This window comes from Stutzerimonas stutzeri, assembly GCF_000219605.1.
GTDB classification, from domain to species: domain Bacteria; phylum Pseudomonadota; class Gammaproteobacteria; order Pseudomonadales; family Pseudomonadaceae; genus Stutzerimonas; species Stutzerimonas stutzeri.
The window spans coordinates 3,278,715-3,305,321 of record NC_015740.1; the positions used below are offsets into that span (position 1 = coordinate 3,278,715).

The window sequence follows — 26,607 nt, forward strand, 5'->3', positions numbered from 1 at the left end:
GAGCAGCCGTGGGTCCGGACATTAACGTCCACCCAAGCCCAACGGGCCGAACCAAGGGGATCACCCATGTCGCTCGCCACCGCCCGCCGTCCGGCGTCGCTTGCAGTCCTGGCCTTGCTGCTGACCGCACTGCTTCCCGCTCACGCGCAGATTGCGCCGGAGCTTGACGTTCCCTACGTGCCGACGCCCGATCGCGTCGTGGCGCGGATGCTGGCGATGGCCGATGTGAAGGCCGGCGATACCGTCATCGACCTCGGCTCCGGTGATGGCCGCATCGCCATCGCCGCGGTCCGCGATCGCGGCGCCGACTCGGCGCTGGGCATCGACCTCGACCCGGAACGCATCCGCGAGGCCAAGGCCAATGCCGAGGCGGCGGGGGTTGCCGACAAGGTCAGCTTCGAGCAGGGCGACCTGTTCAAGAAGGACATTGCCGAGGCTACCGTAGTGACCATGTATCTGCTGCCGCGGATCAACATGCGCTTGCGCCCGGTCATCCTCGATACGCTCAAGCCTGGCACCCGGGTGGTATCGCACGCGTTCGACATGAACGATTGGCCGGCCGATCGCACCGACTACGTCGGCGGCAGCTACGTCTACCTGTGGGTGGTTCCGGCCAAGGTCGACGGGCGCTGGGAAGTCGAAACAGCGGACGGCCGCTTCACCCTCGAGCTGCAGCAGCAGTTCCAGCAGGTGCTCGGCGTCGCGCGCTCCGGGGGGCTGCACAACAGCGTGACCGGTAGCCTCGAAGGCGACGTGTTCCACTTCAACGTGGGCGGCATGGACTACGTGGGCAAGGTGGAAGGCGACCGTATCAACCCGCTGCAAGGTGAAGGAGTCGCCTCCGGCTGGAGCGCGCGGCGTAGCTGAACATGAGTAGCCAGATGCGCTCGCGGCACAGCGGCGACCTCTCGGTGATCGATGGCGTAGCCGTGCTGGTCGGCGTCGTGGTGGGCGTCGGCATCTTCGGCTTCCCGCCCCTGGTCGCCCAGCATGCCGACAGCGGGACGCTGTATATCGCCCTCTGGCTGGCCGGAGGCGCGCTGATGCTGGTCGGCGCGCTGTGCTACGCGGAGCTGGGCGCGAGCTTCCCCGACGAGGGCGGCGAGTACCACTACCTGCGGCTGGCCTGGGGTCGCCGTTTCGGCCTGATGTTCGCCTGGGCCCGCGGTACCGTGATCCAGACCGGCGCTATCGCCGCGGTGGCCTTCATCTACGGCGACTACGCGCAACGGCTGATGCCCCTGGGCGACCACGGCGGCACGCTGCACGCCCTGCTCTCGGTGGCATTGCTGACCACGCTCAACGTGTGCGGCACGCGCGAGTCCAAACGCGTCCAAATCGCCCTGAGCAGCCTCACCCTAGTCGCCGTCATCGGCGTGATGCTGGCCGGCCTGCTTTCCAGCGGCCCCAGCTCGCCGGCCGCGATCGAGCCGCGCGACGGAGGCCTCGGCATGCTGGGCATGGGCATGGTCTTCGTGCTGCTGACCTACGGAGGCTGGAACGAAACCGCCTACCTGTCGGGCGAGCTGCGCAACCCGGCGCGCAACATGGGCCGCGTACTGCTGCTCGGCACGCTGCTGGTGACCACCCTCTATTTGCTGACCAACCTGGCATTGCTGCAGATATTCGGTCTGCAGGCGCTCAGCCAGTCGGACGCGATCGGTGCCGATCTGATGGAGATCGTCGCCGGGAGCTGGGCGGCTCAGGGGTTGAGCCTGCTGATCTGCTTTACCGCCCTTAGCACGCTCAACGCGACGATCCTCACCGGAGCACGGGTGTATTACGCGCTGGGCCGGGACGTGCCGCGGCTGCATCGGCTCGCGGCCTGGAACGAGCGTGGCTCGACGCCCGTGCGGGCATTGCTGGTACAGGCGGCGATCACCCTGCTGCTGATCCTGTTCGGCGCGCTGAGCCAGAGCGGCGTGCAGGCGATGGTCGCCTACACCGCGCCGGTATTCTGGTTCTTCATGTGCATGACGGCGCTCTCGCTGCTGCGACTGCGCCGGCTGGAGGCCTCGGCGCCACGGCCATTCCGCGTACCCTGGTACCCCTGGCTACCGCTGCTGTTCGCCAGCAGCTGCCTGGGCCTGTTCGTCTCCAGCACGCTCTACGCGGGACCGGGCGCGCTGCTGGGGCTGCTGGTCCTTGCCTTCGGCCTGCCGCTTCTGCTGGTGCGCAGCCCGGCTGCGGTGAGCGCAACCTCGGGCGTCGAGCCCTAGAGCTTCAGCTCGAACTCGTCGCCGTCGTGGTACGCCGGGAAGCGCTCGCGGAATGCCGCCAGGTCACGGGCGCGCAAGGAACAGCGGAACACGCCATCGCGATCACCGGCATCGAGCAGCGTATCGCCCTTGAAGTCGAGCACCTGGCTGTCACCGCTATAGGGGTAGCCCTTGCCGTCCTCGCCGACCCGATTGACCGCCGCCACGTAGCAGAGGTTTTCGATGGCACGCGCCGGCAGCAGGCGGTTCCAGGCATCGCGGCGCGCCGCCGGCCAGTTGGCCGTGTAGAGCAGCAGATCGGTGCCGTGCGGATCGCGACTCCACACCGGGAAGCGCAGGTCGTAGCAGATCAGCGGACGCACCCGCCAGCCGTTCACCTCGAACAAGGCCTGTTGCAGGCCTGGCGTGTAGTGCTTGTGCTCACCGGCCATGCGGAACAGGTGGCGCTTGTCGTAATGCAACACCTCACCATCGGGACGCGCCCAGAGCAGGCGGTTGCGATGGCTGCCGTCGGCGGCCTCGATGATCACGCTGCCGGTGACGACCGCATCCAGCCGCGCCGCCTGGCCGCGCAGCCAGGCATAGGTCGCGCCCTCTTCCGGCTCGGCCAGGGCTGCCGAGTCCATGGAAAAACCGGTGGTGAACATCTCCGGCAGGACGACCAGATCGGCACCGCGGGCCTGCTCGAGCAGCCCGGCGAAACGCTCGCGGTTGGCATCGGCATCCTGCCAGACCAGGGTGGTCTGGATCAGGGCCAGTTCGAGATCGGGCAGTTTGTTCAGATCGCGCATAGTCGTTCCGCCGCCTGACGCAGCGTCTCCTCTCGTTTGGCAAAGCAGAAGCGCACCAGCCTGAGATCGGCCGGCGCATCCTGGTAGAACAACGAGATCGGGATGCTCGCCACACCGTGCTCGCGGGTCAGCCATTCGGCCATGGCGACGTCGTCGAGGTCGGGGCGGATCGCCGAGTAATCGGCCAGCTGGAAGTAGGTGCCAGCGGCGCGGGTGAAGCGGAAGCGGGAGCCAGCCAGCAGGTCGCAGAACAGATCGCGCTTGGCCTGATAGAACGCTGGCAGCTCGGAGATGTGTTCCGGATACGCCGCCATGAAGTCAGCCAGCGCCCATTGCAGTGGCGTGACGCCGGTAAAGCTGACGTACTGATGCACCTTGCGCAGTTCGCTGCTGAGCGACGCCGGCGCCACCACGTAACCGGTCTTCCAGCCGGTGACGTGATAGGTCTTGCCGAACGAGCTGACGACAAAGGCACGCTGATACAGCTCCTCGTGACGCAGCACGCTGGCGTGCTCCCGGCCGTCGAAGACCAGGTGCTCGTAAACCTCGTCGCTGAGCAGGTAGATGTCGCGCTCGCGGATCAGTGCTGCCAGTCGATCCAGATCGCCACCATCGATCAACGCGCCGCTGGGATTGTGCGGGGTGTTGAGCACGATCATCCGCGTGCGGGGGGTTATGGCGTCGGCCAGGCGCTGCCAGTCGATCCGGAAGTCCGGAAGGCTCAGCTGCTGGTGGATACAGGTGCCCCCGGCCAGTTGCACGGACGGCTCGTAACTGTCGTAGCAGGGATCGAACACGATCACCTCGTCGCCTGGGCGGACCACCGCCTGGATCGCGCAGAAGATCGCCTGGGTGGCGCCAGGGGTGATGGTGATTTCGCTGGCGACGTCCACCTGCCGTCCGTACAGGCCGGCCACCTTGGCCGCCACCTGCTCGCGCAGCGCCGGCAGGCCGGCCATCGGGGCGTACTGGTTGTGGCCCGCCATGACGTGGCGCGTAAGGGCTTCGCGCAACGCCTCGGGGCCATCGAAGTCGGGAAAGCCCTGGGAGAGATTCAAGGCACCGGTGTCGGCAGCGAGCTGCGACATGGTGGTGAAGATGGTCGTGCCGACATTGGGCAATTTACTGGTGAGCATGACGATCGTCCGACAGGCCTGCCGTTTGAGAGTCGGCAGCGAAGACCGACAGGATAGCCGATGAGCGCGACCCGATACGAGACGCGCCGGCCGACGGCCTGTTCAGGCTGCTACAGTTCAGGCAATGGCCAACCCGTCATCGACCCTCAAGGAACTGCCATGTCGAACCTTTCCGTCAGCGACCTGTGGAACGAGCTGCGCGCACAGGCGCAACGTGCCCTGGACACCGAGCCGACCCTGGCCACGATCGTCCGCCAGACCATCCTCGATCAGCCGGACTTCGGTGGCGCGCTCGCCCACCGCATCGGCCATGCCCTGGCCGACAGCATCGAACAGAGCCACACCCTGACCGATCGCTTCGCCGGGCTGCACCACCAGCTGCCTGTGCTGGCCGAGACGGCCTGCTGCGACCTGCAGGCGATCGTCAGCCGCGACCCCGCATTCGACAGTGCACTGGAGGTCTTCCTGTTCTCCAAAGGCTTTCTGGCATTGCAGGCGTACCGCATCGGGCATCAGCTGCACGGTCGCGGCGAGCGCTTGCTGGCGATGTACATCCAGGCACGCTGCAACGAACGCCTCGGCATCGACATCAATCCGGCCAGCCGTATCGGCAGCGGCATCATGCTCGACCATGGCACCGGAATCGTCATCGGCGAGACGGCCGTGGTCGGCGACGATGTGTCGATTCTGCAGGGCGTGACCCTGGGCGGAACCGGCAAGGAAGGTGGCGACCGTCATCCGAAGGTTCGCAGCGGCGTGATGATCGGCGCGGGCGCGAAGATTCTCGGCAACATCGAGATTGGCGAGGGGGCCAAGGTGGGTGCCGGCAGCATCGTGCTGCACCCCGTTGCGCCGCATACCACCGTGGTCGGCAACCCAGCCCGCCAGGTCGGCAAACCGCGCCACGCACGACCGGCCCTGGACATGGACCAGTCGTTCGACGGCGACAGCTGAGGCATCACCGAGCCCACACGTGGGGCCGACAGCGGGAATGGGAGGAAACACCCGCCCAGTTCCCAAGCTTGCAGAAATGCGCGATCAGCGCTTTTTGTCGCGGCGCTTCTTCTCGGCCTTCTTGTGGTGGGACATGAGACGCCGCTTCTTGTTGACCTGGCGGTCGGTGAGCGTGTTCTTCTTGCCCTCGTAGGGATTGTCGCCGCCCTTGTACTCGATGCGGATCGGCGTACCGACCAGCTTCAGTACACGCCGATAGGTGTTCTCCAGGTAGCGCGTGTAGGACTTGGGCACCGCATCGACCTGGTTGCCGTGGATGACGATCAGCGGCGGGTTGGCGCCACCCAGGTGCGCATAGCGCAACTTGATGCGCCGGCTGTTGACCATCGGCGGCTGGTGCTCGCGCACGGCGTCCTCGAGGATCTGCGTCAGGCGGCTGGTCGGCCAGCGGGTGATCGCCGACTTGAACGCGGCCTGCACCGACTTGTAGAGGTGCCCGACGCCAGTGCCATGCTTGGCTGAGATGAAATGGATATCGGCGTAGTCGACGAAGAACAGCCGGCGCTCCAGCTCCGTCTTCACGTAGTCCTTCTCGCCCTGCTCCATGCCGTCCCACTTGTTCAGCGCGATGACCAGCGCACGGCCGGTCTCCAGCACGAAGCCCAGCAGGTTGAGATCGTGCTCGACGACACCTTCGCGGGCATCCATGACGAAGATCACCACGTTGGCGTCCTGGATCGCCTGCAGCGTCTTGACCACCGAGAACTTTTCCACCGCCTCGAAGATCTTGCCGCGACGACGTACGCCGGCGGTGTCGATCAGGGTGTACTTTTCCTCGTCGCGCTCGAAGGGGATGTAGATGCTGTCGCGCGTGGTGCCGGCCTGATCGTAGACGATGACCCGCTCTTCACCGAGCATGCGGTTGACCAGAGTCGACTTGCCGACGTTGGGCCGCCCGATGATGGCGATCTTGATGCCTTCCTTCTCGCTCGGGCCCGGAATGCGCTTGGGCTCCTGGCCTTCGGCTACCACTTCCTCGCCTTCCGCGAGCTCCCCGCCCTCCTCGCCTTCCGCGTTCTCGTCGGCGTTGTCCTTGGGGAAAATGCCCAGCGCCTGCTCGAGCATGTGGCTGATGCCACGACCGTGGGCGGCAGCGATCGGCAGCGCATCACCCAGGCCCAGCGGACTGAATTCCGCGCGGGCAATATCCGGATCGACGCTGTCGACCTTGTTGGCCACCAGGAAGCAACGCTTGTTCCGCTTGCGCAGGTGTTCGCCGATCATCTGGTCCGCCGCGGTCAGCCCGGCGCGGGAGTCGACCATGAACAGGACGGCATCGGCTTCCTCGATGGCCTGTAGCGACTGCTCGGCCATCTTCGCATCGATGCCTTCCTCGTCACCGGAAATACCACCGGTGTCGATCACGATGTAGGTGCGCCCCTGCCACTTGGCCTCGCCGTACTGGCGATCGCGGGTCAGCCCGGCGTACTCGGCGACGATGGCATCGCGGCTCTTGGTCAGGCGATTGAACAGGGTGGATTTGCCGACATTCGGGCGACCCACCAGGGCGATTACGGGAACCATGCGGCTCTCCACTGCGATATTTCAGAAAACACGAAGGCCGCTGCAGGGCAGCGGCCGAATATTCATGGCTCCGCCAGGCGGAGCCGCGGGTCCAGCAGGCGGTCAGTCGGCCTGACGAATCGTCAGTGCGACCAGCTTGCCGTCATTGCCGAAAGCATACAGCCAGTCGCCCTCGACCACCGGGCGAGCCCGGACGCCGGAGCTGTCGACCCGCTCACGGGCGACGAAGCGGCCATCTACCTGACTCAGGAAGTGCAGGTAGCCCTCGACATCACCGACCACCACGTAGCTGGACAACACGGCAGGAGCCGACAGCTGACGACGCGCCAGCGACTCGTTGCGCCACAGCGCAGTGGTGGAGCGCTCGTCGATGCCCTCGACAGTACCGTCGGCCAGGCTCAGGTAGACACTGCCGTAGCCCAGCGCCACACCGGAGTAGCTCGACGCGTCACGCTGCCAGAGCACGCGGCCGGTCTCCAGTTCCAGCGCCGCAGCGCGCCCCTGGTAGGTCGCCACGTAGAGGGTGCCACCGGAGAGCAGCAGCCCACCGTCGATGTCCACAACCCGCTCCAGTTCGGACCGGCCCTGCGGGATGGCGACCCGCTGCTCCCATACCGGCAAGCCGCGACGGGTATCCAGCGCGATCACCTTGCCACTGGACAGACCGGCGATGGCCAGCTGATTGGTCAGCAGCGGTGCACCGGTACCCCGCAACGTCAGCACCGCCGGCGAGCTTTCGTAGCTCCAGCGTTGTGCGCCGGTGTCGATCTCCAGAGCGATCAGCCGGTCATCCTGGGTCTGCACCAGCACGATATCGCCGTTCACGGCGGGGGCGGCCAGCACTTCGCTGCTGACCTGGCTGCGCCAGCGCTCTTCACCGGTGCTGACATCCAGCGCCAGCACTTCACCGCGCAGGGTGCCGATCAGCACCAGGCCGTAGCCGGCACCCACCGCACCGGAAACCGGCTTGTCGAGCTTCTTCTTCCAGTTGACCTTGCCAGTCAACCGATCCATGGACACCACCAGACCTTCGACGTCTGCGGCATAGATCTGGTCGCCATAGACCACCGGGGTCAGCAGGTTGTAGGTCTTGCCCTGCCCTTCGCCGATAGAACGACTCCACTCCTTCTTCAGCGAGATCTCCGCATCGAACTTGGTCAGCTCCGCCGGCTCTGGCTCTTTGGAACTATTGCTGCTGCAACCTGCGGCCAGTACGGCCAGGGTCAGCAATGCTGCAGTCTTCCAGCGCATCGGTTACGCCTCCCCTCGGGCCAGATCATCCAGTTTCATTTGCAGACCGCCAATGGCCGCATCCTGGGACAGCGACTCCTTGGCCTTGCTGTAAGCGGCGTGCGCCTCGTCGTTACGGCCGAGCTGCACCAGCAGATCGCCGCGCAGTTCCTCACGGCTGGCTACGAAGGCGGCATCCACCTTGCCATCGAGCAGCTTGATCGCCTCGTCGGCCTTGTCCTGCGCTGCCAGCACACGTGCCAGACGCTGGCGCGCCAGCTCGTCCAGCGTCTTGTCCGCAGGCTTGTCGACGATGGCGCGCAGCTCGCTGGCGGCCTCGTCCAGGCGGCCGGATTCCACCGCCACCTTGGCCACGAACAGGCTGCCGTACTGCGCATAGTGCGTACCGGCAAAGTCCTTCTTCAGCAGATTGCCCAGCCGCGACACTTCGGCGGCATCAGCCTCGCCGGATTCCAGGGCGGCGCCGAGCAGTTGCTGATAAACCACCGAGGCGCTCTGCGCCTGATTGATCTGGTGCTTCTGCCAGAACTGCCAGCCGAACACCAACACCAGGGCGATCACGGCACCCAGCACAAGCGGCTTGCCGTTGCGCTGCCACCAGTCTTTGATCTGCGCCAGTTGTTCTTCTTCAGTACCCGAGGTCACGCTGTCACTCCTTTTATTCGCTAAGTCTCAGACCTGCTCGAGGCAGGCAGCCAGACGCTCGGGCAGAGCATCCCAGGCAATGCTTTGTTGCTCGCTGTCATCGCGCAGCGGCTTGCAACCTACCACGCGCCCTGCCAGTTCGTCGTCACCCAGAATCAGCGCATAGCGCGCTCCGCTCTTGTCGGCCTTCTTGAACTGACTCTTGAAGCTGCCACCGCCAGCGTTGACCAGCAGGCGCAGCCCCGGCAGTTCATCACGCAGACGTTCGGCCAGCGCCAGTGCCGCCAGCTCGGCGGCCTCGCCGAATGCACAGATGTAGGCATGCGGTGCCAGGTTCAACGTCTCCGGCACCAGGCCGAGCGTTTCCAGCAACAGCACCAGACGCTCGACGCCCATGGCGAAGCCGACACCCGGCGTCGGCTTGCCGCCGAACTGGCTGACCAGACCGTCGTAACGCCCACCGGCACAGACCGTGCCTTGCGCGCCGAGCTTGTCGGTAACCCACTCGAACACGGTGCGGCCGTAGTAATCCAGTCCACGGACCAGTTTGGGATTGATCTCGTAGGCGATGCCGACCGCATCCAGACGGGCCTTGAGCCCTTCGAAATGCGCCCGCGACTCCTCGTCCAGATAGTCGTGCAGGGTCGGTGCATCGGTCAGCAAGGCCTGGGTGTGGGCGTTCTTGCTGTCGAGGATGCGCAGCGGATTGGTGGTCAGGCGACGCTGACTGTCCTCGTCGAGCTGCTCGAAACGCTGTTGCAGGTAGGCCACCAGAGCATCGCGGTAGCGCGCCCGAGCCTCGCTGGAGCCCAGGCTGTTGAGCTGCAGCGTCACCGCGTCGGCGAGGCCGAGCTGCTTCCACAGGCGCGCGGTCAGTACGATCAGCTCGGCATCGATATCCGGTCCCGGCTGGTTGAACACTTCCACGCCGATCTGGTGGAACTGCCGGTAGCGACCTTTCTGCGGCTTCTCGTAGCGGAACATCGGCCCGGTGTACCAGAGCTTCTGCACCTGCCCGCCACCCGTCATGCCATGCTCGAGCACGGCGCGCACGCAGCCGGCGGTACCTTCGGGACGCAGGGTCAGCGACTCTTCGTTGCGATCGAGGAAGGTATACATCTCCTTGTCGACCACATCGGTGCCCTCGCCGATACCGCGGGCGAACAGGTCGGTGAACTCCAGGATCGGCAGACGGATCTCGCTGTATCCGTAGCTTTCCAGCAGCTGCGCAAAGGTGCTTTCCAGATAACGCCAGGTCGGCGTCTGCGCAGGCAGGATGTCATTCATGCCACGAATGGCTTGCAGGGACTTGCTCAATGGGATTCCTTAAAGATCAGCTGCGCGCGATGACCGCCGCGTCGGACGCAAGCTTCTCGGCGGCCTTGCGCCGGATGAGCTGCTCCAGCTCATCGACGAGGTTTTCGTTGTTCAGTTTCTGCGCCGGCTTACCATCGATGTAGACCAGGTTGTTCGGGGTGCCACCGGTCAGGCCGATGTGGGCCTCCTTGGCCTCGCCCGGACCGTTGACCACGCAGCCGATCACCGCGACGTCCATCGGCACCAGCAGGTCCTCGACGCGGGTCTCCAGCTCGTTCATGGTCTTGACCACATCGAAGTTCTGCCGCGAACAGCTCGGGCAGGCGATGAAGTTGATGCCGCGCGAGCGCAGACGCAGAGACTTGAGGATATCGAAGCCGACCTTGATCTCCTCGACGGGATCGGCCGCCAGCGACACACGAATGGTGTCGCCGATGCCTTCGGCGAGCAGCATGCCCAGACCCACTGCGGACTTCACCGTGCCGGAACGCAGCCCGCCCGCCTCGGTAATGCCCAGGTGCAGCGGCTGCTCGATCTGCCCGGCCAGCAGCCGATAGGCCTCCACGGCCATGAACACATCGGACGCTTTGACGCTGACCTTGAAGTCCTGAAAGTCCAGGCGATCGAGATGGTCCACATGACGCAGTGCGGACTCCACCAGCGCCTGTGGCGTCGGCTCGCCGTACTTCTTCTGCAGGTCTTTCTCCAGCGAACCGGCGTTGACACCGATACGAATCGGGATGCCCTTGTCACGCGCAGCGTCAACCACTGCGCGAACGCGATCCTCGCGGCCGATGTTGCCCGGGTTGATGCGCAGGCAGTCGACGCCGAGCTCGGCTACCCGCAGAGCGATCTGGTAATCGAAATGGATATCGGCGACCAACGGCAACTGTACGCGCTGCTTGATCCGGCCGAAGGCCTCCGCAGCCTCCATCGACGGCACCGAGACCCTGACGATGTCAGCGCCGGCATTGGCCAGGCGCTGGATCTGCCCGACCGTCGCCTCGACGTCGCAGGTTTCGGTGTTGGTCATGCTCTGTACGGAAATCGGCGCATCGCCACCGACCGCAACGCCGCCTACCCAGATCTTGCGGGACTGGCGACGTTTGATAGGAGATTCGGAATGCATGGTGAGCTTACTGTCCGAGCTTTAGGCGCGCCGTCTCGCCGCGCATGTGGGTGGCGAGATTCACCGCTTCGCCGTTGTAACTGAGTTGTGCACCGCGAGCGTACCCCAGATGGACGTCCAGCGGCGCCTTGCCTGTGACTGTCCTGCTGGTACCGGCCTTGGCCAGGGCACTGAACAGCACGCGACCATCGGCATCCGTCACACGGGTCCAGCAATCGGCGGTAAAGCGCAACTCCAGTTGAGCCTCACCCGGCGCGGCGACAGGTGCCGGTGTGTCAGTGGCTGCGCTCGGAGCGGTGGCTGCAGGCGCCTGCACGGGCACTGGCGCGCTATCACCGGTCTCTGGAAGCGGCAACGGCTGCGATTGCTGGGGAGGAGCCGCCGTCGCGCTCGAGCCTGTAGCTTCCGGTGTGCTTTCTGGCGTTACGGCCGCCTCGCTCGCATCCGAATCGACGACAGGTGGCTGTCCATCCGCTACGTCGACCGGCGCCTCGGCCACTTCGTCGGCCCGATCGAGCAGATGAATCTCGGTGGTGCCGTCGGCGCTTTCGACTTCGATCCGCTCAAGTGCCGAGACCGGCGTTGTGCTGGCTTCCCGCGCCGTATGTTCCTGCCACCAGAACCAGGCCGCTGCCGCCAGAGCCAGCAGCAAGGCGAAGCCGAAGAAACGCATGAAACTGCGCGACAGTCGGCTGGGCTCCTCGATACGACCGAGACTGTTGACGCTGCTGCCAGATGCGTTGGTGCCGGTGTGCTGATCGAACTCCTGGACCAGGCGGGTCTGATCCAGACCCAACAGCTTGGCATAGGCCCGAACGTAACCGCGGGCAAAGGTATGGCCCGGCAGCTGGCTGAAGTCGCCTGCCTCGATGCGGGCGAGCGCGCGCTCGGTGAGATTGAGCTGCTGTGCAACCGCAGACAGCGTCAGGCCCTTGTCTTCACGAGCCTTGCGCAGCGTTTCCCCGGGGTTGTTGCCCATCGGTGCAGCCTGTTCTTGGTGCGGCGCGGTCATCGTTGCTCCGAAAGATATTGCTTGTACTCATCCGTACCGGGATACAACCGCCTCAACTGCAGCGCCAGGCTGGCAGCCGTGTCGCGGTCCTGATGGATGTTGGCCAGGCGAATGCCGAGCAGCAGACTCCGTGCAGTCTGATCGGACATCTGGCTGAAGCTGTCGTAGTAACGCTTGGCTGGGACGTACTGCTTGTCTTCGTAGGCCATCATCGCAAGTTCGAGCAGCGCTCGGGGCTGGCGGCCATCCAGACGCAGCGATCGGCTGAAGTAGCTTTCGGCTTCCTCGCGCTTGCCCAGTTGCAGGGCGGTCATGCCGAGGTTCTGGAAGACACGGGCGCGCTCGGGATACATGTTGTCTTCGGCGGCCTGGCTAAAACGCTCCATCGCTTCCGGATAGCGCTTCTGCTCGAAGAGGAAGCTGCCGTAGTTGTTGAGGATGCGCGCGTCCTTACGGCTGGACAACGCTTCACGGTAGTGCTTGTCGGCCAGGTCGTTTTCCATTTCGGTCTGGAATACCAGTGCCAGCGCCGCATGCGCGTCGGCGCTGCGTGGGTCGATTTCGAGCGCCTTGCGCAGCGGCGTCTTCGCACGGGCGGCCGCGCCTTGCTGCAGATAACCGATACCCAACTGAATATAGGCATCCCGTGCCTGCTGCCGACCTTCGTCGGTCTTCAGTGGATCGACGGTGCCAGAAGACACGCAACCGGCCAACAGGCCGGTCAGTACAAGCAGCAGCGCAGCGCGCAGAATCATCAGCATCCCCCTCAGGATCGGTTCGAAGCAGTTTGCGCCGCACCCGGCTCGCTCTGCAGCTCGCGTACAGCGATGTATCGCTCGCTTCGACGCGTCCGGTCCAGAACCTGACCGACAAGCTGACCGCAAGCCGCGTCGATGTCCTCGCCGCGGGTGGTACGCACCGTCACATTGTGCCCGCCTTTATGCAGGATGTCCTGAAAACGGCGGATCGCATTGTTGCTCGGCCGCTCATATCCGGAATGAGGGAACGGATTGAACGGAATCAGATTGATCTTGCAAGGAATGTCCGCCAGCAGAGCGATCATCTGCTCGGCATGCTCGGGCTGATCGTTGACACCCTTGAGCAGCGTGTATTCGATGGTCAGCACGCGTTTCTCGCCCAGGCGCGACACATAGCGTTTGCAGGCCGCCAACAGCACGTCCATGGGGTACTTCTTGTTGATCGGAACCAACTGATCGCGCAGCGCGTCGTTGGGCGCATGCAGCGACAGCGCCAGGGACACGTCGATGACCTTGGCCAGCTCGTCGATCATCGGCACGACGCCGGAGGTCGACAGGGTCACCTTGCGCTTGGAAATGCCATAACCGAGGTCGTCCATCATGATCTGCATGGCAGCGACGACGTTGTCGAAATTCAGCAACGGCTCGCCCATCCCCATCATCACCACATTGGTGATGGCGCGATCGATCTTCGCCGGGACGGTGCCGAAAGACTTGTTGGCAATCCACACCTGACCGATCACCTCGGCCGCCGTGAGATTGCTGTTGAAACCCTGTTTGCCGGTGGAACAGAAGCTGCAATCCAGCGCACAGCCGGCCTGCGAGGAAACGCAAAGCGTTCCACGGCCGCCCTGGGGGATGTACACCGTTTCCACACAGCTGCCCGATGCGACCCGAACCACCCATTTGCGGGTGCCGTCGCTGGAGATGTCTTCACTGACGATCTCCGGGCCGCGAATCTCGGCGCAGGCCTTGAGCTTTTCGCGCAGGGCCTTGCCGAGATTGCTCATGGCATCGAAATCATCGACGCCGAAGTGGTGAATCCATTTCATCACCTGACCGGCGCGAAAACGCTTCTCCCCGATGGACTCGAAGAAGCTTTCCAGTTGCGGCTGGGTCAGACCCAGCAGATTCACCTTACCGGTCGTGGCAATCATTGGACTCACCTTCGCTCACTCAGCGAATGCGTGCGCACACTTCGGTGGCAGCAAAGAAGTAGGCGATTTCACGGGCGGCCGAGGCTTCCGAGTCGGAACCGTGAACGGCGTTCTCGTCGATGGAGACCGCGAAGTCGGCACGGATGGTGCCCGGAGCCGCTTCCTTCGGGTTGGTGGCGCCCATCAGCTCGCGGTTCTTGGCGACGGCGTTCTCGCCTTCCAGAACCTGAACGATGACCGGACCGGAAGTCATGAAGGCAACCAGATCCTTGAAGAAGCCGCGCTCGCTGTGCTCGGCGTAGAAACCGGCAGCTTCGCGCTCGGACAGCTGAACCATCTTGGAAGCGACGACACGCAGGCCGGCCTTCTCGAAACGGGTGGTGATCTCACCGATCACGTTCTTGGCGACAGCGTCAGGCTTGATGATGGAAAAGGTGCGTTGCAGGGCCATGTAGGACTCCAAAACTGATGGGTTAAAGCGAACGAGTAAACCCGCGGATTATACGCGGGTTGGCGTTAAAAACATAAGGGTAGAGGGCCTTGCCGCGGACGCGCGGCCCGATCGCCGAACGGTAACGGCACGCTGGGTGCGAACGCCCCAGGAGGCGTTACTCTGCCTCTTCGATCCAGGCGGCCTGGATGGCTTCGAGCACCTTTTCGCCGCCACGACCAGGCTCGTCAGCGAAGTCAGGCAGTTCGAGTACCCAGCGATGCAGATCGACGAAATTCACATAGCGCGGATCGACACCGGCCTTGCGCTCGGCGAGTTCGATGGCGATGTCCTGCACATCAGTCCATTTCAGTTGCATGTCCTTTGCCCTCAATGCCCTTCCGACACCTGGTTGATGGTGTACTTCGGAATCTCCACGACGAGATCGGTATCGGCCACTACCGCCTGACAGGACAGCCGCGAGTTGGGCTCCAGTCCCCAGGCCTTGTCGAGCATGTCGTCCTCCAGCTCATCGGAGGCCTCGAGCGACTGGAAGCCCTCGCGAACCACCACGTGACAGGTGGTGCATGCGCAGGACTTCTCGCAGGCATGCTCGATATCGATGCCGTTGCGCAGCGCGGCGTCCAGCACCGTCTCGCCGGTTTTCGCCTCGATCACAGCACCCTCGGGGCAATGATCGGCATTGGGCAGGAAAATGATCTGCGGCATCTGGGTCAATCCTCGATATCGTTAAGCCGCCGCCCGGCCAAGGCGGCCTTGACGGTGGAATCCAGACGACGCGCAGCGAAGGCGTCGGTGATCTGGCTCAGGCGTTTGGTCTGGCGCTCGATGGCGGACACGTCCTGACTGTCGAGCAACGCACGCAACTCGGCCATCTGCGCCTCGATGGCGGCACGCTCCTCGGCGGAAAGCAGACGTTCCCCGTCGGCAATCAGCGCTGCTTCGACAGCCTCCAGCAAGCGCTGGGCGTCGACCAGCTGCTCGCGCAGGGCGCGGGCGTCGCGATCCTGATCCGCCTTGCGGAACGAGTCCTCGAGCATCCTGGCGATCTCGCCATCGGTCAGGCCATAGGACGGCTTGACCTGAATGCTGGCCTCGACGCCGGAGGCCAGCTCACGCGCCGAAACGCTGAGCAGTCCGTCGGCATCGACCTGGAAGGTCACGCGAATCTTCGCCGCGCCCGCAACCATCGGCGGGATACCACGCAGCTCGAAGCGCGCCAGCGAACGGCAGTCGGAGATCAGCTCGCGCTCACCTTGCAGCACATGGATCATCATGGCCGACTGGCCATCCTTGTAGGTGGTGAAGTCCTGCGCACGTGCAACCGGAATCGTGGTATTGCGCGGGATGATCTTCTCCATCAGCCCGCCCATGGTCTCCAGACCCAGCGACAGCGGGATCACGTCGAGCAGGAGCAGCTCTTCGCCGTCCCGATTGTTGCCCGCCAGGGTCTCGGCCTGGATCGCGGCACCGATCGCCACCACTTCGTCCGGATCGATATCGGTCAGCGGCTCCCGACCGAACAGCTGGCCCACGGACGAACGCACTTTTGGCACGCGGGTCGAGCCGCCGACCATGACCACTGCCGTGATCTCGTCCAGCTCGACACCGGAATCACGCACCGCGCGCCGGCACGACCTGAGGCTTCGGGCAATCAGCGGCTCGATGAGAGCATCGAACGTCTCACGGTGGAGCTCGCCCGCCCATCCGGCGTAGGCGACCTGAACCGTCTCGTCCACGCTGAGGCGCTCCTTGGCATCGCAGGCGATCTTCAACAGCTCGCGCTGCTCGCCGGGCGCCAGATCCTCGGAAACCCCGGCCTGCTGGAGAATCCAGTCAGCCACGGCGTGATCGAAATCGTCACCGCCCAAGGCGGTATCGCCGCCTGTGGCCAGCACCTCGAACACACCCTTGGTCAGACGCAGAATGGAGATATCGAAGGTTCCGCCGCCGAGATCGTAGATCGCGACGATACCCTCGGCCTGACGGTCCAGACCGTAGGCGACCGCCGCTGCGGTCGGCTCATTGAGCAGGCGCAGCACATTCAGGCCGGCCAGCCGCGCCGCATCCTTGGTCGCCTGACGCTGGGCATCATCGAAGTAGGCCGGCACGGTGATCACCGCCCCGACCAGCTCGCCACCCAGCGTCGCCTCGGCGCGCTCGCGCAGCGCCCGCAGGATCTCCGCCGAGATTTCCACCGGGCTCTTGGCCCCCTGGACCGTCTCGATGAAGGGCATCTGCGATTCGGCCTGACGGAAACGATAGGGCAGCTGTTCGCCCAACTGCTTGACGTCCGCAAGCCCTCGCCCCATCAACCGCTTGACCGAGCTGATGGTATTGAACGGATCGGCAGCTGCTGCACGCTTGGCACACGCACCGACCTCCACACGATCGGCGTGATAACGCACAACGGACGGCAGAATCACCTGCCCATCGGCATCGGCCAGCGGGGCGGTGACGCCACTGCGCAACGCGGCAACGAGGGAGTTGGTAGTGCCCAGGTCTATTCCGACAGCCAGGCGCCGCTGATGGGGCTGAGGGCTTTGTCCGGGCTCGGCAATCTGAAGTAAGGCCATGTCTGTCTGGTATCGGGCGCAACGCGAGCGTCGCGCGGGTTAATCGTCGAGGCGCTCTTCGAGCTGGCGCACTTCCTGGGTCAACTTGTCGAGAAACTGCATGCGGCGAACCAGTCTTTCGGCATCCACACGGCGCGCGGGGTCTCGCCAGATCTGACCGAAGTCGTCGTTGAGACCTTGCTGAGCCTGCTTGAGCCGCGACTTGAATGCCGCAACACCATCAAGATCGGCCTGCTCGTGAAGCTCTTCGAGCTCTTCGCGCCAATGCATCTGCTGCATCAGGAAGGCAGGATCCTGAACGGTCGCCTCCAACGGCACATCGTGCCCCTCCAACGCCAGCAGATAGCGCGCGCGGCGGCTCGGGCTCTTCAGGGTCTGATAGGCCTCGTTCAGATTGGCCGAACGCTCCAGCGCCTGGCGCTGCTCGCTTTCGCCAGCATCGGCGAAGCGATCCGGATGAACCTGGCGCGCAAGCTCGCGATAGCGATCGGCGAGTTGCGCAAGGTCCAGCTCGAAGTCAGGCTTCAGATCGAACAGTGCAAAGTGACAGGGAGTACCCACGGCGTCCTCAGATATTGAAGCTCTCGCCGCAGCCGCATTCGCCACGAACGTTCGGGTTGTTGAACTTGAAGCCCTCGTTGAGGCCTTCGCGAACGAAGTCGAGCTCGGTGCCATCAAGGTAGACGAGGCTCTTCGGATCGATGATCACCTTCACCCCGTGGCTTTCGAACACCGAATCTTCCGCTGCGGTCTCGTCGACGAACTCGAGGACGTAAGCCAGCCCCGAGCAGCCCGTGGTGCGAACCCCAAGCCGCACACCCACACCCTTGCCGCGCCCTTCCAGCGAGCGACGAACATGCTGAGCTGCAGCGGGCGTCATGGTGATAGCCATCACAATCTCCTGTCAGAGCAGACCTTTCTTTTCCCGGTAATCACGCACCGCGGCCTTGATCGCATCCTCGGCGAGAACGGAGCAGTGAATCTTCACCGGCGGCAGCGCGAGCTCTTCAGCCAGCTGGGTGTTCTTGATGGTTTCCGCCTCTTCCAGCGTCTTGCCCTTCATCCATTCGGTGGCAAGGGAGCTGGAGGCAATCGCGGAGCCGCAGCCATAGGTCTTGAACTTGGCATCTTCGATGACACCCTGCTCGTTGACCTTGATCTGCAGGCGCATGACGTCGCCGCAGGCCGGCGCGCCGACCATGCCGGTGCCGATGTTCGGATCTTCGGCGTCGAACTTGCCGACGTTGCGCGGGTTTTCGTAGTGGTCGATGACCTTGTCGCTGTATGCCATGGTGCAATCCTCTTAGATCAGGCTGTGCGGCGCTTGACGCCGGTCAGTGGGCTTGCCACTCGACCTTGGAGATGTCGACGCCGTCTTTGAACATGTCCCACAGGGGCGAAAGCTCGCGCAGCTTGGTGACGGCCTCGCATACCTTCTGCGCTGCGTAATCGATTTCTTCTTCAGTGGTGAAGCGACCGAAGGTGAAACGGATGGAGCTGTGCGCCAGCTCGTCGTTGCGCCCGAGAGCGCGCAATACATACGAAGGCTCCAGCGAAGCAGACGTACAGGCGGAGCCGGACGATACGGCCAGATCCTTGAGCGCCATGATCAGCGACTCACCCTCGACGTAGTTGAAGCTGAGATTGAGGTTGTGCGGTACACGCGCCGTCATGCTGCCGTTCACATACAGCTCCTCGAGATGCTCGACCTGCTTGTAGAAGCGGTCACGCAGTGCACGAATACGCTCGTTCTCCTGCGCCATCTCTTGTTTGGCGATACGGAAGGCCTCGCCCATCCCTACCAGCTGATGCGTAGCCAGGGTGCCGGAGCGCATGCCGCGCTCGTGACCACCACCGTGCATCTGCGCCTCGAGACGAACGCGCGGCTTACGACGGACATAGAGGGCACCGACGCCCTTCGGCCCGTAGGTCTTGTGCGCGGAAAAGGACATCAGGTCGACCTTCATCTTCTCCAGGTCGATCTCCACCTTGCCGGTGGACTGGGCGGCATCGACATGGAACAGGATGCCGCGCGCCCGGGTCAGCTCGCCAATCGCGGTGATGTCGTTGATGGTGCCGATCTCATTGTTCACGTGCATCACCGACACGAGGATGGTGTCCTCGCGCAGCGCCGCCTCGACCATCGCCGGGGTGACGATGCCGTCTTCGCCCGGCTCGATGTAGGTCACTTCGAACCCTTCACGCTCGAGCTGACGAGTGGTATCCAGAACCGCCTTGTGCTCGATCTTGGTGGTGACGATGTGCTTGCCCTTGGACGCGTAGAAGTGGGCGACACCCTTGATCGCCAGGTTGTCCGACTCGGTGGCACCGGAGGTCCAGACGATCTCACGCGGGTCGGCATTGACCAGCTCGGCCACCTGGCGACGCGCATTTTCCACTGCTTCTTCCGCTTTCCAGCCAAAGGCATGCGAGCGCGACGCCGGGTTGCCGAAATTGCCTTCGTTGGTCAGGCATTCGATCATCTTTTCGGCGACACGCGGGTCGACCGGCGTGGTTGCGGAGTAGTCCAGGTAAATCGGCAATTTCATTCAGATATCTCCTATCAGGCGGTCGCCCTGCTCAATCGATGGCGGACGTTTCTATCTTGTCTATCTGCGGCGAAGTGCCGCTGGCCTTGCGCATGTCCTGGCGCAGCGCGACCTGCTGTACGTCCTGACGATTGACCAGATCGGCCAAACTGATGCCGCTGAGGAATTCATGGATCTGCTGACTGAGGTCGCACCACAGATGATGGGTCAGGCAGGTATCGCCGGAGTGACAACCCCCGAGCCCCTGGCAACGGGTGGCATCGACCGATTCGTTGACCGCGTCGATAACCTGAGCAACCTGGATACCAGCCATGTCGCGAGACAGCTGATAACCTCCGCCAGGCCCGCGCACACTGGTGACGAGACTCCCACGGCGAAGCTTGGCAAACAGTTGCTCGAGATAGGAAAGCGAAATTCCCTGGCGCTCGGAAATGTCGGCCAGGGAAACCGGCCCATGCTGCGCATGCAGCGCAAGATCAAGCATGGCGGTGACGGCATAACGGCCTTTGGTGGTCAATCGCATCGGTCTGCACCAAGCATTACGGTTTGGCGCAATTATGCAATTCCCGAGTATTTGAGTCAACTATAAGACCTATTAAATTAGTAGGTCTTTAGCGAGACACCCTGATCGTACAGGCGGATGGCAAAGCTGGACGCATGATACCAGCTACTGCCAAGACCCGCACTTCAGCCGCGCGCTTCTCCGGCATCAGGCTTCACTTCGACGAAATCCTCTTCGCGCAACTCCGGTAGTTCCTTTGCGCAGTAGTCGCTACCGAGCGCCTTGAGCGCGCCACACATTCCCTCCAGTCGCTCCTCGACGGCCTGCACGTGATCGAGCAACTGCCCGATCGCCCGCGCCACCGGGTCCGGCATGTCCTCGCTGACACCGTAGGCGTCGAAGCCGATCTTTTCGGCAATCGCCTTGCGCTTCGCCTCCTGCTCATCGCTGGATTTGACGATGACACGCCCAGGAATACCCACGGCGGTCGCACCCGGCGGCACTTCCCGCGTGACCACCGCGTTGGAGCCGATCTTCGCACCTGCACCGACCGTGAACGGGCCGAGAATCTTCGCGCCCGCACCGACGATCACGCCATCCTCGAGCGTCGGATGGCGCTTGCCCTTGTTCCAGCTGGTCCCGCCCAACGTCACGCCGTGGTAGAGCGTCACGTCATCGCCGATCTCGGCGGTCTCACCAATGACGATACCCATCCCGTGGTCGATGAAGAAACGACGCCCGATCCGTGCACCCGGGTGAATCTCCACCCCGGTCAGCCAACGCCCGAGATTCGACGACATGCGCGCCAGCCATTTCCACTCATGCGTCCACAGCCAATGGGAAAGTCGATGGATCCAGATGGCGTGCAGCCCCGGGTAACAGGTCAGCACCTCGAACGCGTTGCGGGCTGCCGGATCGCGATGGAATACGCTTTGGATGTCTTCGCGCATGCGTTCGAACATCAATCACTTCTCCGTTTGTGAGGTTCGCCGCGGGCCGCCTTTTGCGTCTCGGTGAGGATGCCCCGCAGGATGTTCATCTCCAGCTTGCTGATTCCGCTGCGCCCGTACAGCCTGCGCAGGCGCGGCATCAGATGGCGCGGCTTGGCCGGGTCGAGAAAACCGATATCCACCAGCGTCTGCTCAAGGTGGCCGAAATAGTTTTCCAGCTCGTCCACCGTGACCGGCTGCGCGTCGAGCATCGCCGTGGTCTCCAGTTTTTCCACCTTGGTCGGCCGCCCCTCGGCCGCCAGCCAGGCCATGCGCACCTCGTATGTGAGCACCTGGACGGCTGCGGCGAGGTTCAGCGAGCTGAACTGGGGATCGGACGGGATATGGACATGGTATTGGCAGCGCTGCAGCTCTTCATTGGTCAGGCCGGCGTATTCACGACCGAACACCAGCGCCACGTCGCTACCGGCGGCAGCCTGCTCCACCGATACCGCGGCGCACTCGCGCGGGTCCAGGAGCGGCCAGGGTATGCGCCGATCCCGGGCACTGGTGCCAAGCACCAGACTGCAGCCGACCAGCGCCTCTTCCAGCGTGGCGACGACCTGGGCCGAATCGAGAATATCGGTCGCGCCGGACGCCCGGGCGACCGCGTCCGGGCTCGGAAAGTCTTCCGGATCAACCAGCACCAGACGCGACAGGCCCATGTTCTTCATGGCCCGCGCCGCGCCGCCGATGTTGCCGGCGTGGCTGGTATTGACCAGCACCACTCGAATGTTCTGCAACGACACGATGAGTCTCAGCAAGAAAACCAGCGGAAAGCTTACAGGAAGCCGCTCGCCGTCCGCCATCGACCAAAGCCTGCAGCGACGCCGGTGACGCTACATGCGCCCGAGCTTTCCTGATAGAATTTCGCGCTTTCTTTAACGACCAGGTAATTGATCCATGCAGCCCATGCTGAATATCGCGCTGCGCGCCGCCCGCAGCGCCGGCGAACTGATTGTCCGTTCCACCGATCGCCTGGATGCAATCTCGGTCAACGAGAAAGAAGCAAAGGATTACGTCACCGAGATCGACAAGGCGGCCGAGCAGAGCATCGTTGCAGCGCTGCGCAAGGCCTATCCGAATCACGGCATCCTTGGCGAGGAAGGTGGACTGCTCGAAGGCAGCGGTGACGGCGCCGATTACCTGTGGATCATCGACCCGCTGGATGGCACGACCAACTTCGTGCGCGGCATTCCGCACTATGCCGTGAGCATCGCCTGCAAATACCGCGGCCGTCTCGAGCATGCCGTCGTCCTGGACCCGGTCCGTCAGGAAGAATTCACCGCAAGCCGCGGCCGTGGCGCAGCCCTGAATGGCCGGCGCCTGCGCGTCAGCTCGCGCAAGAGCCTGGACGGCGCCCTCCTCGGTACGGGCTTTCCGTTCAAGGACGGCCAACTGGACAACCTGGACAGCTACCTGAACATGTTCCGCAGCCTGGTCGGTCAGACCTCCGGCCTGCGACGCGCCGGAGCGGCGAGCCTCGACCTGGCCTACGTAGCCGCGGGCCGCTTCGATGCGTTCTGGGAGTTCGGCCTTTCCGAGTGGGACATGGCGGCCGGCGCACTTCTGATCCAAGAGGCTGGCGGCCTGGTGAGCGACTTTAGCGGCGGCCATGAATTCCTCGAGAAGGGGCAGATCGTGGCCGGCAATACCAAGTGCTTCAAGGCTGTGCTGACGACCATCCAGCCCCACCTTACGCCATCGCTCAAGCGCTGAGCTTGACGCAAAGAAAAACGCCCCAACAGGGGCGTTTTTTATGCAGCTTGTTCAGTTCACTGCTGAGACACCATCAGCTGCCCATCCTGTACCGGAATCTGGCTGCCCGGATCACGATCCATCCGTACGCGCCCGACCTTGCCAGCCAGATCGTACTTGACGTCATAGCCGACGATCTTGTCGTGCGTGTCGGTGACCGTGCTGCAGCGGGTCTCGGTGGTGGTGTAGGTGCTGTTGGCTTGCATGCGCCCCTGCACCTGATTGCCGGCATAACCACCGCCGACCGCACCGGCGACCGTGGCGATCTTCTTGCCATTGCCGCCACCGACCTGGTTACCCAGCAGACCACCGACGACGGCGCCCACTGCGGTACCTGCGATCCGGTGCTCGTCCTGCACAGGCTTCTGCCGGGTCACTGTGACGTCCTTGCAGACTTCACGCGGCGTTCGGATGGTTTCCTTGATGGGTTCGACCGCCAGCACCTCGGCGAACTTCGGACCGCGATCAACCAGGCTATAAGTAGCGAAAGCTCCACCAGCCGTGGCGACGACCACTCCAAGTGCCGTACCGACCAACATGGACTTGTTCACTGTGACATCCTCTTCCTTCGGGCTGCGCCCGTTCCGCAGCCTTGGACCTCGCAAGGCTGCGGAAGTTCGAAAGAAGATCAGGGGCGCTCGTCGGCCTCTTCTTCCACCACCGGCGGAATCAGATCGTCACGCGTGAGTTTGAGCCAGACCAGCAGCGTGCCGGCAACGTAGACCGACGAGTAGGTACCAACGCCGACGCCGATCAGCAGCGCCAGCGAGAACCCCCACAGATTCTCGCCCCCGAAGACCATCAGCGCCCCAACTGCCAGCAGCGTGGAGACCGAAGTGGCCATGGTGCGCAGCAGCGTCTGGGTGGTGGAGATGTTGATGTTCTCCAGCAGCTCAGCCTTGCGCAGCATGCGGAAGTTCTCGCGGATCCGGTCGAAGATGACAATGGTGTCGTTCAACGAGTAGCCGATCACCGCCAGCACAGCCGCCAGCACCGTCAGGTCGAAGGAGATCTGGAAGAAGGAGAACACGCCCAGGACCACGATCACGTCGTGGAACAGCGACAGCACGGCGCCGAAGCCGAACTTCCACTGGAAGCGGAACGCCACGTACACCAGGATGCCGCCCAGCGCCAGCAGCATGCCGAGACCACCCTGATCGCGCAGCTCTTCACCGACCGCCGGCCCGACGAACTCCACGCGCTTGACGCTGACCGCGTTGCCGCCATCGGCGTTGCGCAAGGCGCTGGCGATGCGCTCACCCAACTGGGGATCGTCGCCCGGCATGCGCACCAGTACGTCGGTAGTCGCACCAAAGCTCTGCACCACGGCATCGGTGAAGCCGGCTTGGACCAGCTGACCACGAACCTGCTCGAGCTCGACTGGACGCTCGTAGCCCAACTCGATCAGCGTGCCGCCGGTGAAATCCAGCCCGAAATTCAGCCCCTTGACCACCAGGCTTCCCAGCGAGGCGACCGTGAGCAGCACGGTAAGGGCGAAGGCCACATGGCGGACGCCCATGAAATTGATAACGCGTTTCATCGTGCTAGCCCCTTAAATCCACAGCTTCTTGAGATCGCGGCCACCGTAGATCAGGTTGACCATGCCGCGCGTCACGATGATTGCGGTGAACATCGACGTCAGGATGCCGATCGACAGGGTCACCGCGAAGCCCTTGATCGGGCCGGTACCCATGGCGAACAGGATGCCGCCCACCAGCAAGGTGGTGAGGTTGCCGTCGAGGATCGCCGAGAAGGCCCTGTCGAAGCCCTCGTGGATGGCCCGCTGGATCGACATGCCATTGGCAATCTCCTCACGAATACGCGAGAAGATGAGCACGTTGGCGTCCACCGCCATACCCATGGTCAGCACGATACCGGCGATACCTGGCAGGGTCAGCGTGGCGTTGAGCATCGACATCAATGCCGTCAGCGCGACCATGTTGAACAGCAGCGCAATGGTGGCAAGCACGCCGAAGAACTTATAGATCAGCACCATGAAGATGGCGACGAAGAGGAAGCCCCACATCGCGGCCTGCACGCCCAGCTTGATGTTCTCGGCGCCCAGGCTCGGACCGATGGTGCGCTCCTCAGCGAAGTACATCGGCGCCGCCAGACCACCAGCGCGCAGCAGCAGGGCAAGTTCCGACGATTCGCCCTGACCATTGAGGCCGGTAATGCGGAACTGACTGCCGAGCGGCGACTGGATGGTCGCCAGACTGATGATCTTCTTTTCTTCCTGGAAGGTTTCGACCCGCACTTCCTGCTCGACGCCATCGACCATCTGCCGCACGTAGCGAGTCAGCGGCCGCTGCTCGATGAAGATCACCGCCATACTGCGCCCGACGTTGCTGCGGGTAGCGCGGTTCATCAGATCGCCGCCATGTCCGTCGAGGCGAATGTTCACCTGCGGGCGGCCATTTTCGTCATAACTGGCTTGCGCATCGGTCACCTGATCACCGGTGATGATCAGGGTACGCTCGAGCTGCACGGGCGGGCGACCTTCCTCGCGGAACTCGAAGGTTTCGGTCGAGGCGCGCGGCGCATCGGACTCGGCCGCAAGGCGGAACTCCAGATTTGCCGTCTTGCCGAGAATGCGCTTGGCTTCGGCAGTGTCCTGTACGCCCGGCAGTTCGACCACGATCCGGTTGGCCCCCTGGCGCTGCACCAGCGGCTCGGCGACGCCCAGCTCGTTGACGCGGTTGCGCACGGTGGTCAGGTTCTGCTTGATCGAATATTCGCGGATCTCAGCCAACTTGGCCTCGGTCAGCGTCAGACGCAGCACGAACTGGCCGTTGCGCTCGCTGGTGGTCAGCTCGAAATCGGTGAAGTTCTTGCGAATCAGCGACTGAGCGGCGCTGAGGGTTTCCTGATCGGCGAAGCCCAGCTGCACGGCATCCTTCAGATTCGGCAGGCTGCGATAGCGCACGCGCTCCTTGCGTAGCAGGCTCTTGACCTCGCCTTCGGAGACATTAAGCCGCGTCTCGATGGCCTTCTCCATATCGACTTCCAGCAGGAAGTGCACGCCGCCGGAGAGGTCGAGACCGAGCTTCATGGGGCTGGCCCCGAGACTGCGCAGCCAGTCTGGAGTGGTCGGTGCAAGGTTGAGCGCAACGACATAGGCATCACCCAGCGTGCGCCGAACGATATCTTTGGCCGGCAGCTGATCATCCTGACGCTCCAGACGCACGAGACCACCACGGCCCTGTTCGTCGAGCGAAGCGGACTTCACCGCAATGCCGCCTTCCTCGAGCGCCTGGCTTATGCGCTCGAGATCGGCCATACCGATCTCCTGTGCCGCGCTGGCACCGGTGACCTGGATCGCCGGATCGTCCGGATAGAGGTTGGGCGCCGAATAAACAAAAGCAACCGCGAGCACTGCCAGAATCAGCAGGTATTTCCAGAGAGGGAATCTATTGAGCATGACGCAGCCCGTTTAATGAACGCGGGGCGCCTTGCGCGCCCCGTCGGTGTTGAATGAAGTCAGCTCAGATCGCTTTCAGCGTGCCCTTGGGCAGCGTGGCGGCGATAGCCACTTTCTGGAACTTCAGCTCAACGTTGTCGGAAACCTCGATCACCACGAAATCGTCAGCGACCTTGGTGACCTTGCCGGCGATGCCGCCGGAGGTGACCACTTCGTCGCCCTTCTGCAGGCCGGCGATCAGGTTCTTGTGTTCCTTGGCCCGCTTGGCCTGGGGGCGCCAGATCATCAGATAGAAGATGACCAGAAAACCGACCAGAAACACCCACTCGAAGCCAGTGCCGGCAGGACCAGCGGCAGCCTGCTGGGCATAGGCGGCGGGAATCAGAAAGCTCATGTAGCACTCCTGTT

Annotated in this window: 29 protein-coding genes; 4 read left to right on the forward strand and 25 right to left on the reverse strand. The window is 63.5% G+C overall.

Annotation, left to right across the window (positions count from 1 at the left end; translation table 11 throughout):
- Positions 1–66: 66 nt before the first annotated feature.
- Together PSTAB_RS15230 and PSTAB_RS15235 are read left to right on the forward strand one after the other, a co-directional pair.
- The gene (locus PSTAB_RS15230; RefSeq protein ID WP_013983634.1) at positions 67–867 is read left to right on the forward strand and encodes a 50S ribosomal protein L11 methyltransferase; all 801 of its coding nucleotides are present in this window, start codon (positions 67–69) and stop codon (positions 865–867) included.
- 14 nt (positions 868–881) lie between these two features.
- Positions 882–2,219 carry an APC family permease gene (locus PSTAB_RS15235; protein ID WP_013983635.1) on the forward strand — a complete coding sequence of 446 codons (1,338 nt, stop codon included), beginning with the start codon at positions 882–884 and terminating at the stop codon, positions 2,217–2,219.
- On the opposite strand, the gene PSTAB_RS15240 is transcribed toward PSTAB_RS15235, so the two are convergent.
- Complete coding sequence (locus PSTAB_RS15240) at positions 2,216–3,010, reverse strand: amidohydrolase (RefSeq protein ID WP_013983636.1); 795 nt, start codon at positions 3,008–3,010, stop codon at positions 2,216–2,218. The two genes, PSTAB_RS15235 and PSTAB_RS15240, sit on opposite strands and share 4 nt — an antisense overlap.
- Positions 2,998–4,146: a pyridoxal phosphate-dependent aminotransferase gene (locus PSTAB_RS15245; RefSeq protein ID WP_013983637.1), complete on the reverse strand. Its 1,149-nt coding sequence runs from the start codon at positions 4,144–4,146 to the stop codon at positions 2,998–3,000. Before PSTAB_RS15245 ends, PSTAB_RS15240 begins: the two co-directional genes overlap by 13 nt.
- Positions 4,147–4,305: 159 nt before the next feature.
- Between PSTAB_RS15245 and cysE (PSTAB_RS15250) the strand changes: the two genes are divergently transcribed.
- Positions 4,306–5,100 carry a serine O-acetyltransferase gene (gene cysE, locus PSTAB_RS15250; RefSeq protein WP_013983638.1) on the forward strand — a complete coding sequence of 265 codons (795 nt, stop codon included), beginning with the start codon at positions 4,306–4,308 and terminating at the stop codon, positions 5,098–5,100.
- An 84-nt stretch (positions 5,101–5,184) separates the two neighbouring features.
- On the opposite strand, the gene der is transcribed toward cysE (PSTAB_RS15250), so the two are convergent.
- The 19 genes from der to trmJ all read right to left on the reverse strand — a co-directional run bounded on the left by der (position 5,185) and on the right by trmJ (position 21,829).
- Positions 5,185–6,684 carry a ribosome biogenesis GTPase Der gene (gene der, locus PSTAB_RS15255; RefSeq protein WP_011914122.1) on the reverse strand — a complete coding sequence of 500 codons (1,500 nt, stop codon included), beginning with the start codon at positions 6,682–6,684 and terminating at the stop codon, positions 5,185–5,187.
- A 102-nt stretch (positions 6,685–6,786) separates the two neighbouring features.
- Positions 6,787–7,935 (reverse strand): outer membrane protein assembly factor BamB, encoded by a 1,149-nt coding sequence (gene bamB / locus PSTAB_RS15260; protein ID WP_013983639.1) that lies wholly within the window; start codon positions 7,933–7,935, stop codon positions 6,787–6,789.
- A 3-nt stretch (positions 7,936–7,938) separates the two neighbouring features.
- Positions 7,939–8,580, reverse strand: coding sequence for a YfgM family protein (locus PSTAB_RS15265; protein ID WP_011914124.1), 642 nt, complete (start codon positions 8,578–8,580; stop codon positions 7,939–7,941).
- Between the two features lie 27 nt (positions 8,581–8,607).
- Positions 8,608–9,897 (reverse strand): histidine--tRNA ligase, encoded by a 1,290-nt coding sequence (gene hisS / locus PSTAB_RS15270; protein WP_013983640.1) that lies wholly within the window; start codon positions 9,895–9,897, stop codon positions 8,608–8,610.
- A 16-nt stretch (positions 9,898–9,913) separates the two neighbouring features.
- Positions 9,914–11,026, reverse strand: coding sequence for a flavodoxin-dependent (E)-4-hydroxy-3-methylbut-2-enyl-diphosphate synthase (gene ispG / locus PSTAB_RS15275; protein WP_013983641.1), 1,113 nt, complete (start codon positions 11,024–11,026; stop codon positions 9,914–9,916).
- A gap of 7 nt (positions 11,027–11,033) precedes the next feature.
- Positions 11,034–12,038 (reverse strand): RodZ domain-containing protein, encoded by a 1,005-nt coding sequence (locus PSTAB_RS15280; RefSeq protein ID WP_011914127.1) that lies wholly within the window; start codon positions 12,036–12,038, stop codon positions 11,034–11,036.
- Positions 12,035–12,793: a type IV pilus biogenesis/stability protein PilW gene (gene pilW, locus PSTAB_RS15285; protein WP_011914128.1), complete on the reverse strand. Its 759-nt coding sequence runs from the start codon at positions 12,791–12,793 to the stop codon at positions 12,035–12,037. Before pilW ends, PSTAB_RS15280 begins: the two co-directional genes overlap by 4 nt.
- An 11-nt stretch (positions 12,794–12,804) precedes the next feature.
- Entirely contained in the window at positions 12,805–13,953 is a 1,149-nt protein-coding gene (rlmN, locus tag PSTAB_RS15290) for a dual-specificity RNA methyltransferase RlmN (RefSeq protein ID WP_013983643.1), read from the reverse strand.
- A 19-nt stretch (positions 13,954–13,972) separates the two neighbouring features.
- Positions 13,973–14,404 carry a nucleoside-diphosphate kinase gene (ndk, locus tag PSTAB_RS15295; protein WP_011914130.1) on the reverse strand — a complete coding sequence of 144 codons (432 nt, stop codon included), beginning with the start codon at positions 14,402–14,404 and terminating at the stop codon, positions 13,973–13,975.
- 157 nt (positions 14,405–14,561) lie between these two features.
- Complete coding sequence (gene iscX, locus PSTAB_RS15300) at positions 14,562–14,762, reverse strand: Fe-S cluster assembly protein IscX (RefSeq protein ID WP_013983644.1); 201 nt, start codon at positions 14,760–14,762, stop codon at positions 14,562–14,564.
- A gap of 11 nt (positions 14,763–14,773) precedes the next feature.
- On the reverse strand, positions 14,774–15,112 hold the full coding sequence (fdx, locus tag PSTAB_RS15305; protein ID WP_013983645.1) for an ISC system 2Fe-2S type ferredoxin: 339 nt from the start codon (positions 15,110–15,112) through the stop codon (positions 14,774–14,776).
- A gap of 5 nt (positions 15,113–15,117) precedes the next feature.
- Positions 15,118–16,980 carry a Fe-S protein assembly chaperone HscA gene (hscA, locus tag PSTAB_RS15310; protein WP_041771807.1) on the reverse strand — a complete coding sequence of 621 codons (1,863 nt, stop codon included), beginning with the start codon at positions 16,978–16,980 and terminating at the stop codon, positions 15,118–15,120.
- Between the two features lie 39 nt (positions 16,981–17,019).
- Positions 17,020–17,541, reverse strand: a complete 522-nt coding sequence (gene hscB, locus PSTAB_RS15315) for a co-chaperone HscB (protein ID WP_011914134.1) — start codon at positions 17,539–17,541, stop codon at positions 17,020–17,022.
- 7 nt (positions 17,542–17,548) lie between these two features.
- Positions 17,549–17,872, reverse strand: a complete 324-nt coding sequence (gene iscA, locus PSTAB_RS15320; protein ID WP_013983648.1) for an iron-sulfur cluster assembly protein IscA — start codon at positions 17,870–17,872, stop codon at positions 17,549–17,551.
- 12 nt (positions 17,873–17,884) lie between these two features.
- The gene (gene iscU / locus PSTAB_RS15325; RefSeq protein ID WP_011914136.1) at positions 17,885–18,271 is read right to left on the reverse strand and encodes a Fe-S cluster assembly scaffold IscU; all 387 of its coding nucleotides are present in this window, start codon (positions 18,269–18,271) and stop codon (positions 17,885–17,887) included.
- 43 nt (positions 18,272–18,314) lie between these two features.
- The gene (locus tag PSTAB_RS15330) at positions 18,315–19,529 is read right to left on the reverse strand and encodes an IscS subfamily cysteine desulfurase (RefSeq protein ID WP_013983649.1); all 1,215 of its coding nucleotides are present in this window, start codon (positions 19,527–19,529) and stop codon (positions 18,315–18,317) included.
- Positions 19,530–19,560: 31 nt separating this feature from the next.
- A complete protein-coding gene (gene iscR, locus PSTAB_RS15335) occupies positions 19,561–20,052 on the reverse strand; it encodes a Fe-S cluster assembly transcriptional regulator IscR (protein ID WP_013983650.1) in 492 nt (163 codons plus the stop codon).
- A 164-nt stretch (positions 20,053–20,216) separates the two neighbouring features.
- Positions 20,217–20,993: a serine O-acetyltransferase gene (cysE, locus tag PSTAB_RS15340; RefSeq protein WP_011914139.1), complete on the reverse strand. Its 777-nt coding sequence runs from the start codon at positions 20,991–20,993 to the stop codon at positions 20,217–20,219.
- On the reverse strand, positions 20,993–21,829 hold the full coding sequence (gene trmJ / locus PSTAB_RS15345; RefSeq protein WP_011914140.1) for a tRNA (cytosine(32)/uridine(32)-2'-O)-methyltransferase TrmJ: 837 nt from the start codon (positions 21,827–21,829) through the stop codon (positions 20,993–20,995). Before trmJ ends, cysE (PSTAB_RS15340) begins: the two co-directional genes overlap by 1 nt.
- Positions 21,830–21,923: 94 nt before the next feature.
- Here trmJ and suhB point away from each other — a divergent pair, with 94 nt between their 5' ends.
- Positions 21,924–22,739, forward strand: coding sequence for a type III secretion system regulator SuhB (suhB, locus tag PSTAB_RS15350; protein ID WP_011914141.1), 816 nt, complete (start codon positions 21,924–21,926; stop codon positions 22,737–22,739).
- Between the two features lie 56 nt (positions 22,740–22,795).
- On the opposite strand, the gene PSTAB_RS15355 is transcribed toward suhB, so the two are convergent.
- The 4 genes from PSTAB_RS15355 to yajC all read right to left on the reverse strand — a co-directional run bounded on the left by PSTAB_RS15355 (position 22,796) and on the right by yajC (position 26,593).
- The gene (locus PSTAB_RS15355; protein WP_013983652.1) at positions 22,796–23,329 is read right to left on the reverse strand and encodes a glycine zipper 2TM domain-containing protein; all 534 of its coding nucleotides are present in this window, start codon (positions 23,327–23,329) and stop codon (positions 22,796–22,798) included.
- Positions 23,330–23,406: 77 nt separating this feature from the next.
- Positions 23,407–24,318 carry a protein translocase subunit SecF gene (gene secF, locus PSTAB_RS15360; RefSeq protein ID WP_011914143.1) on the reverse strand — a complete coding sequence of 304 codons (912 nt, stop codon included), beginning with the start codon at positions 24,316–24,318 and terminating at the stop codon, positions 23,407–23,409.
- Positions 24,319–24,330: 12 nt separating this feature from the next.
- Positions 24,331–26,199: a protein translocase subunit SecD gene (gene secD, locus PSTAB_RS15365; RefSeq protein ID WP_013983653.1), complete on the reverse strand. Its 1,869-nt coding sequence runs from the start codon at positions 26,197–26,199 to the stop codon at positions 24,331–24,333.
- A gap of 64 nt (positions 26,200–26,263) precedes the next feature.
- Positions 26,264–26,593: a preprotein translocase subunit YajC gene (yajC, locus tag PSTAB_RS15370; protein WP_013983654.1), complete on the reverse strand. Its 330-nt coding sequence runs from the start codon at positions 26,591–26,593 to the stop codon at positions 26,264–26,266.
- Positions 26,594–26,607 lie beyond the last annotated feature (14 nt).

Bases quoted from the DNA above. Each gene is read 5' to 3' on its own strand.
- PSTAB_RS15280 (WP_011914127.1), bottom strand. From the start codon at position 12,038: ATGACCGCGCCGCACCAAGAACAGGCTGCACCGATGGGCAACAACCCC.
- pilW (WP_011914128.1), bottom strand. From the start codon at position 12,793: ATGATTCTGCGCGCTGCGCTGCTGCTTGTACTGACCGGCCTGTTGGCC.
- trmJ (WP_011914140.1), bottom strand. From the start codon at position 21,829: ATGGCGGACGGCGAGCGGCTTCCTGTAAGCTTTCCGCTGGTTTTCTTG.
- der (WP_011914122.1), bottom strand. From the start codon at position 6,684: ATGGTTCCCGTAATCGCCCTGGTGGGTCGCCCGAATGTCGGCAAATCC.
- rlmN (WP_013983643.1), bottom strand. From the start codon at position 13,953: ATGATTGCCACGACCGGTAAGGTGAATCTGCTGGGTCTGACCCAGCCG.
- iscU (WP_011914136.1), bottom strand. From the start codon at position 18,271: ATGGCATACAGCGACAAGGTCATCGACCACTACGAAAACCCGCGCAAC.
- iscA (WP_013983648.1), bottom strand. From the start codon at position 17,872: ATGGCTATCACCATGACGCCCGCTGCAGCTCAGCATGTTCGTCGCTCG.
- secD (WP_013983653.1), bottom strand. From the start codon at position 26,199: ATGCTCAATAGATTCCCTCTCTGGAAATACCTGCTGATTCTGGCAGTG.
- secF (WP_011914143.1), bottom strand. From the start codon at position 24,318: ATGAAACGCGTTATCAATTTCATGGGCGTCCGCCATGTGGCCTTCGCC.
- cysE (WP_011914139.1), bottom strand. From the start codon at position 20,993: ATGTTCGAACGCATGCGCGAAGACATCCAAAGCGTATTCCATCGCGAT.
- PSTAB_RS15245 (WP_013983637.1), bottom strand. From the start codon at position 4,146: ATGCTCACCAGTAAATTGCCCAATGTCGGCACGACCATCTTCACCACC.
- iscR (WP_013983650.1), bottom strand. From the start codon at position 20,052: ATGCGATTGACCACCAAAGGCCGTTATGCCGTCACCGCCATGCTTGAT.
- cysE (WP_013983638.1), top strand. From the start codon at position 4,306: ATGTCGAACCTTTCCGTCAGCGACCTGTGGAACGAGCTGCGCGCACAG.
- hscA (WP_041771807.1), bottom strand. From the start codon at position 16,980: ATGGCCTTACTTCAGATTGCCGAGCCCGGACAAAGCCCTCAGCCCCAT.
- iscX (WP_013983644.1), bottom strand. From the start codon at position 14,762: ATGCAACTGAAATGGACTGATGTGCAGGACATCGCCATCGAACTCGCC.
- PSTAB_RS15235 (WP_013983635.1), top strand. From the start codon at position 882: ATGCGCTCGCGGCACAGCGGCGACCTCTCGGTGATCGATGGCGTAGCC.
- fdx (WP_013983645.1), bottom strand. From the start codon at position 15,112: ATGCCGCAGATCATTTTCCTGCCCAATGCCGATCATTGCCCCGAGGGT.
- suhB (WP_011914141.1), top strand. From the start codon at position 21,924: ATGCAGCCCATGCTGAATATCGCGCTGCGCGCCGCCCGCAGCGCCGGC.
- ispG (WP_013983641.1), bottom strand. From the start codon at position 11,026: ATGCATTCCGAATCTCCTATCAAACGTCGCCAGTCCCGCAAGATCTGG.
- bamB (WP_013983639.1), bottom strand. From the start codon at position 7,935: ATGCGCTGGAAGACTGCAGCATTGCTGACCCTGGCCGTACTGGCCGCA.
- yajC (WP_013983654.1), bottom strand. From the start codon at position 26,593: ATGAGCTTTCTGATTCCCGCCGCCTATGCCCAGCAGGCTGCCGCTGGT.
- PSTAB_RS15240 (WP_013983636.1), bottom strand. From the start codon at position 3,010: ATGCGCGATCTGAACAAACTGCCCGATCTCGAACTGGCCCTGATCCAG.
- PSTAB_RS15230 (WP_013983634.1), top strand. From the start codon at position 67: ATGTCGCTCGCCACCGCCCGCCGTCCGGCGTCGCTTGCAGTCCTGGCC.
- ndk (WP_011914130.1), bottom strand. From the start codon at position 14,404: ATGGCCCTGCAACGCACCTTTTCCATCATCAAGCCTGACGCTGTCGCC.
- PSTAB_RS15330 (WP_013983649.1), bottom strand. From the start codon at position 19,529: ATGAAATTGCCGATTTACCTGGACTACTCCGCAACCACGCCGGTCGAC.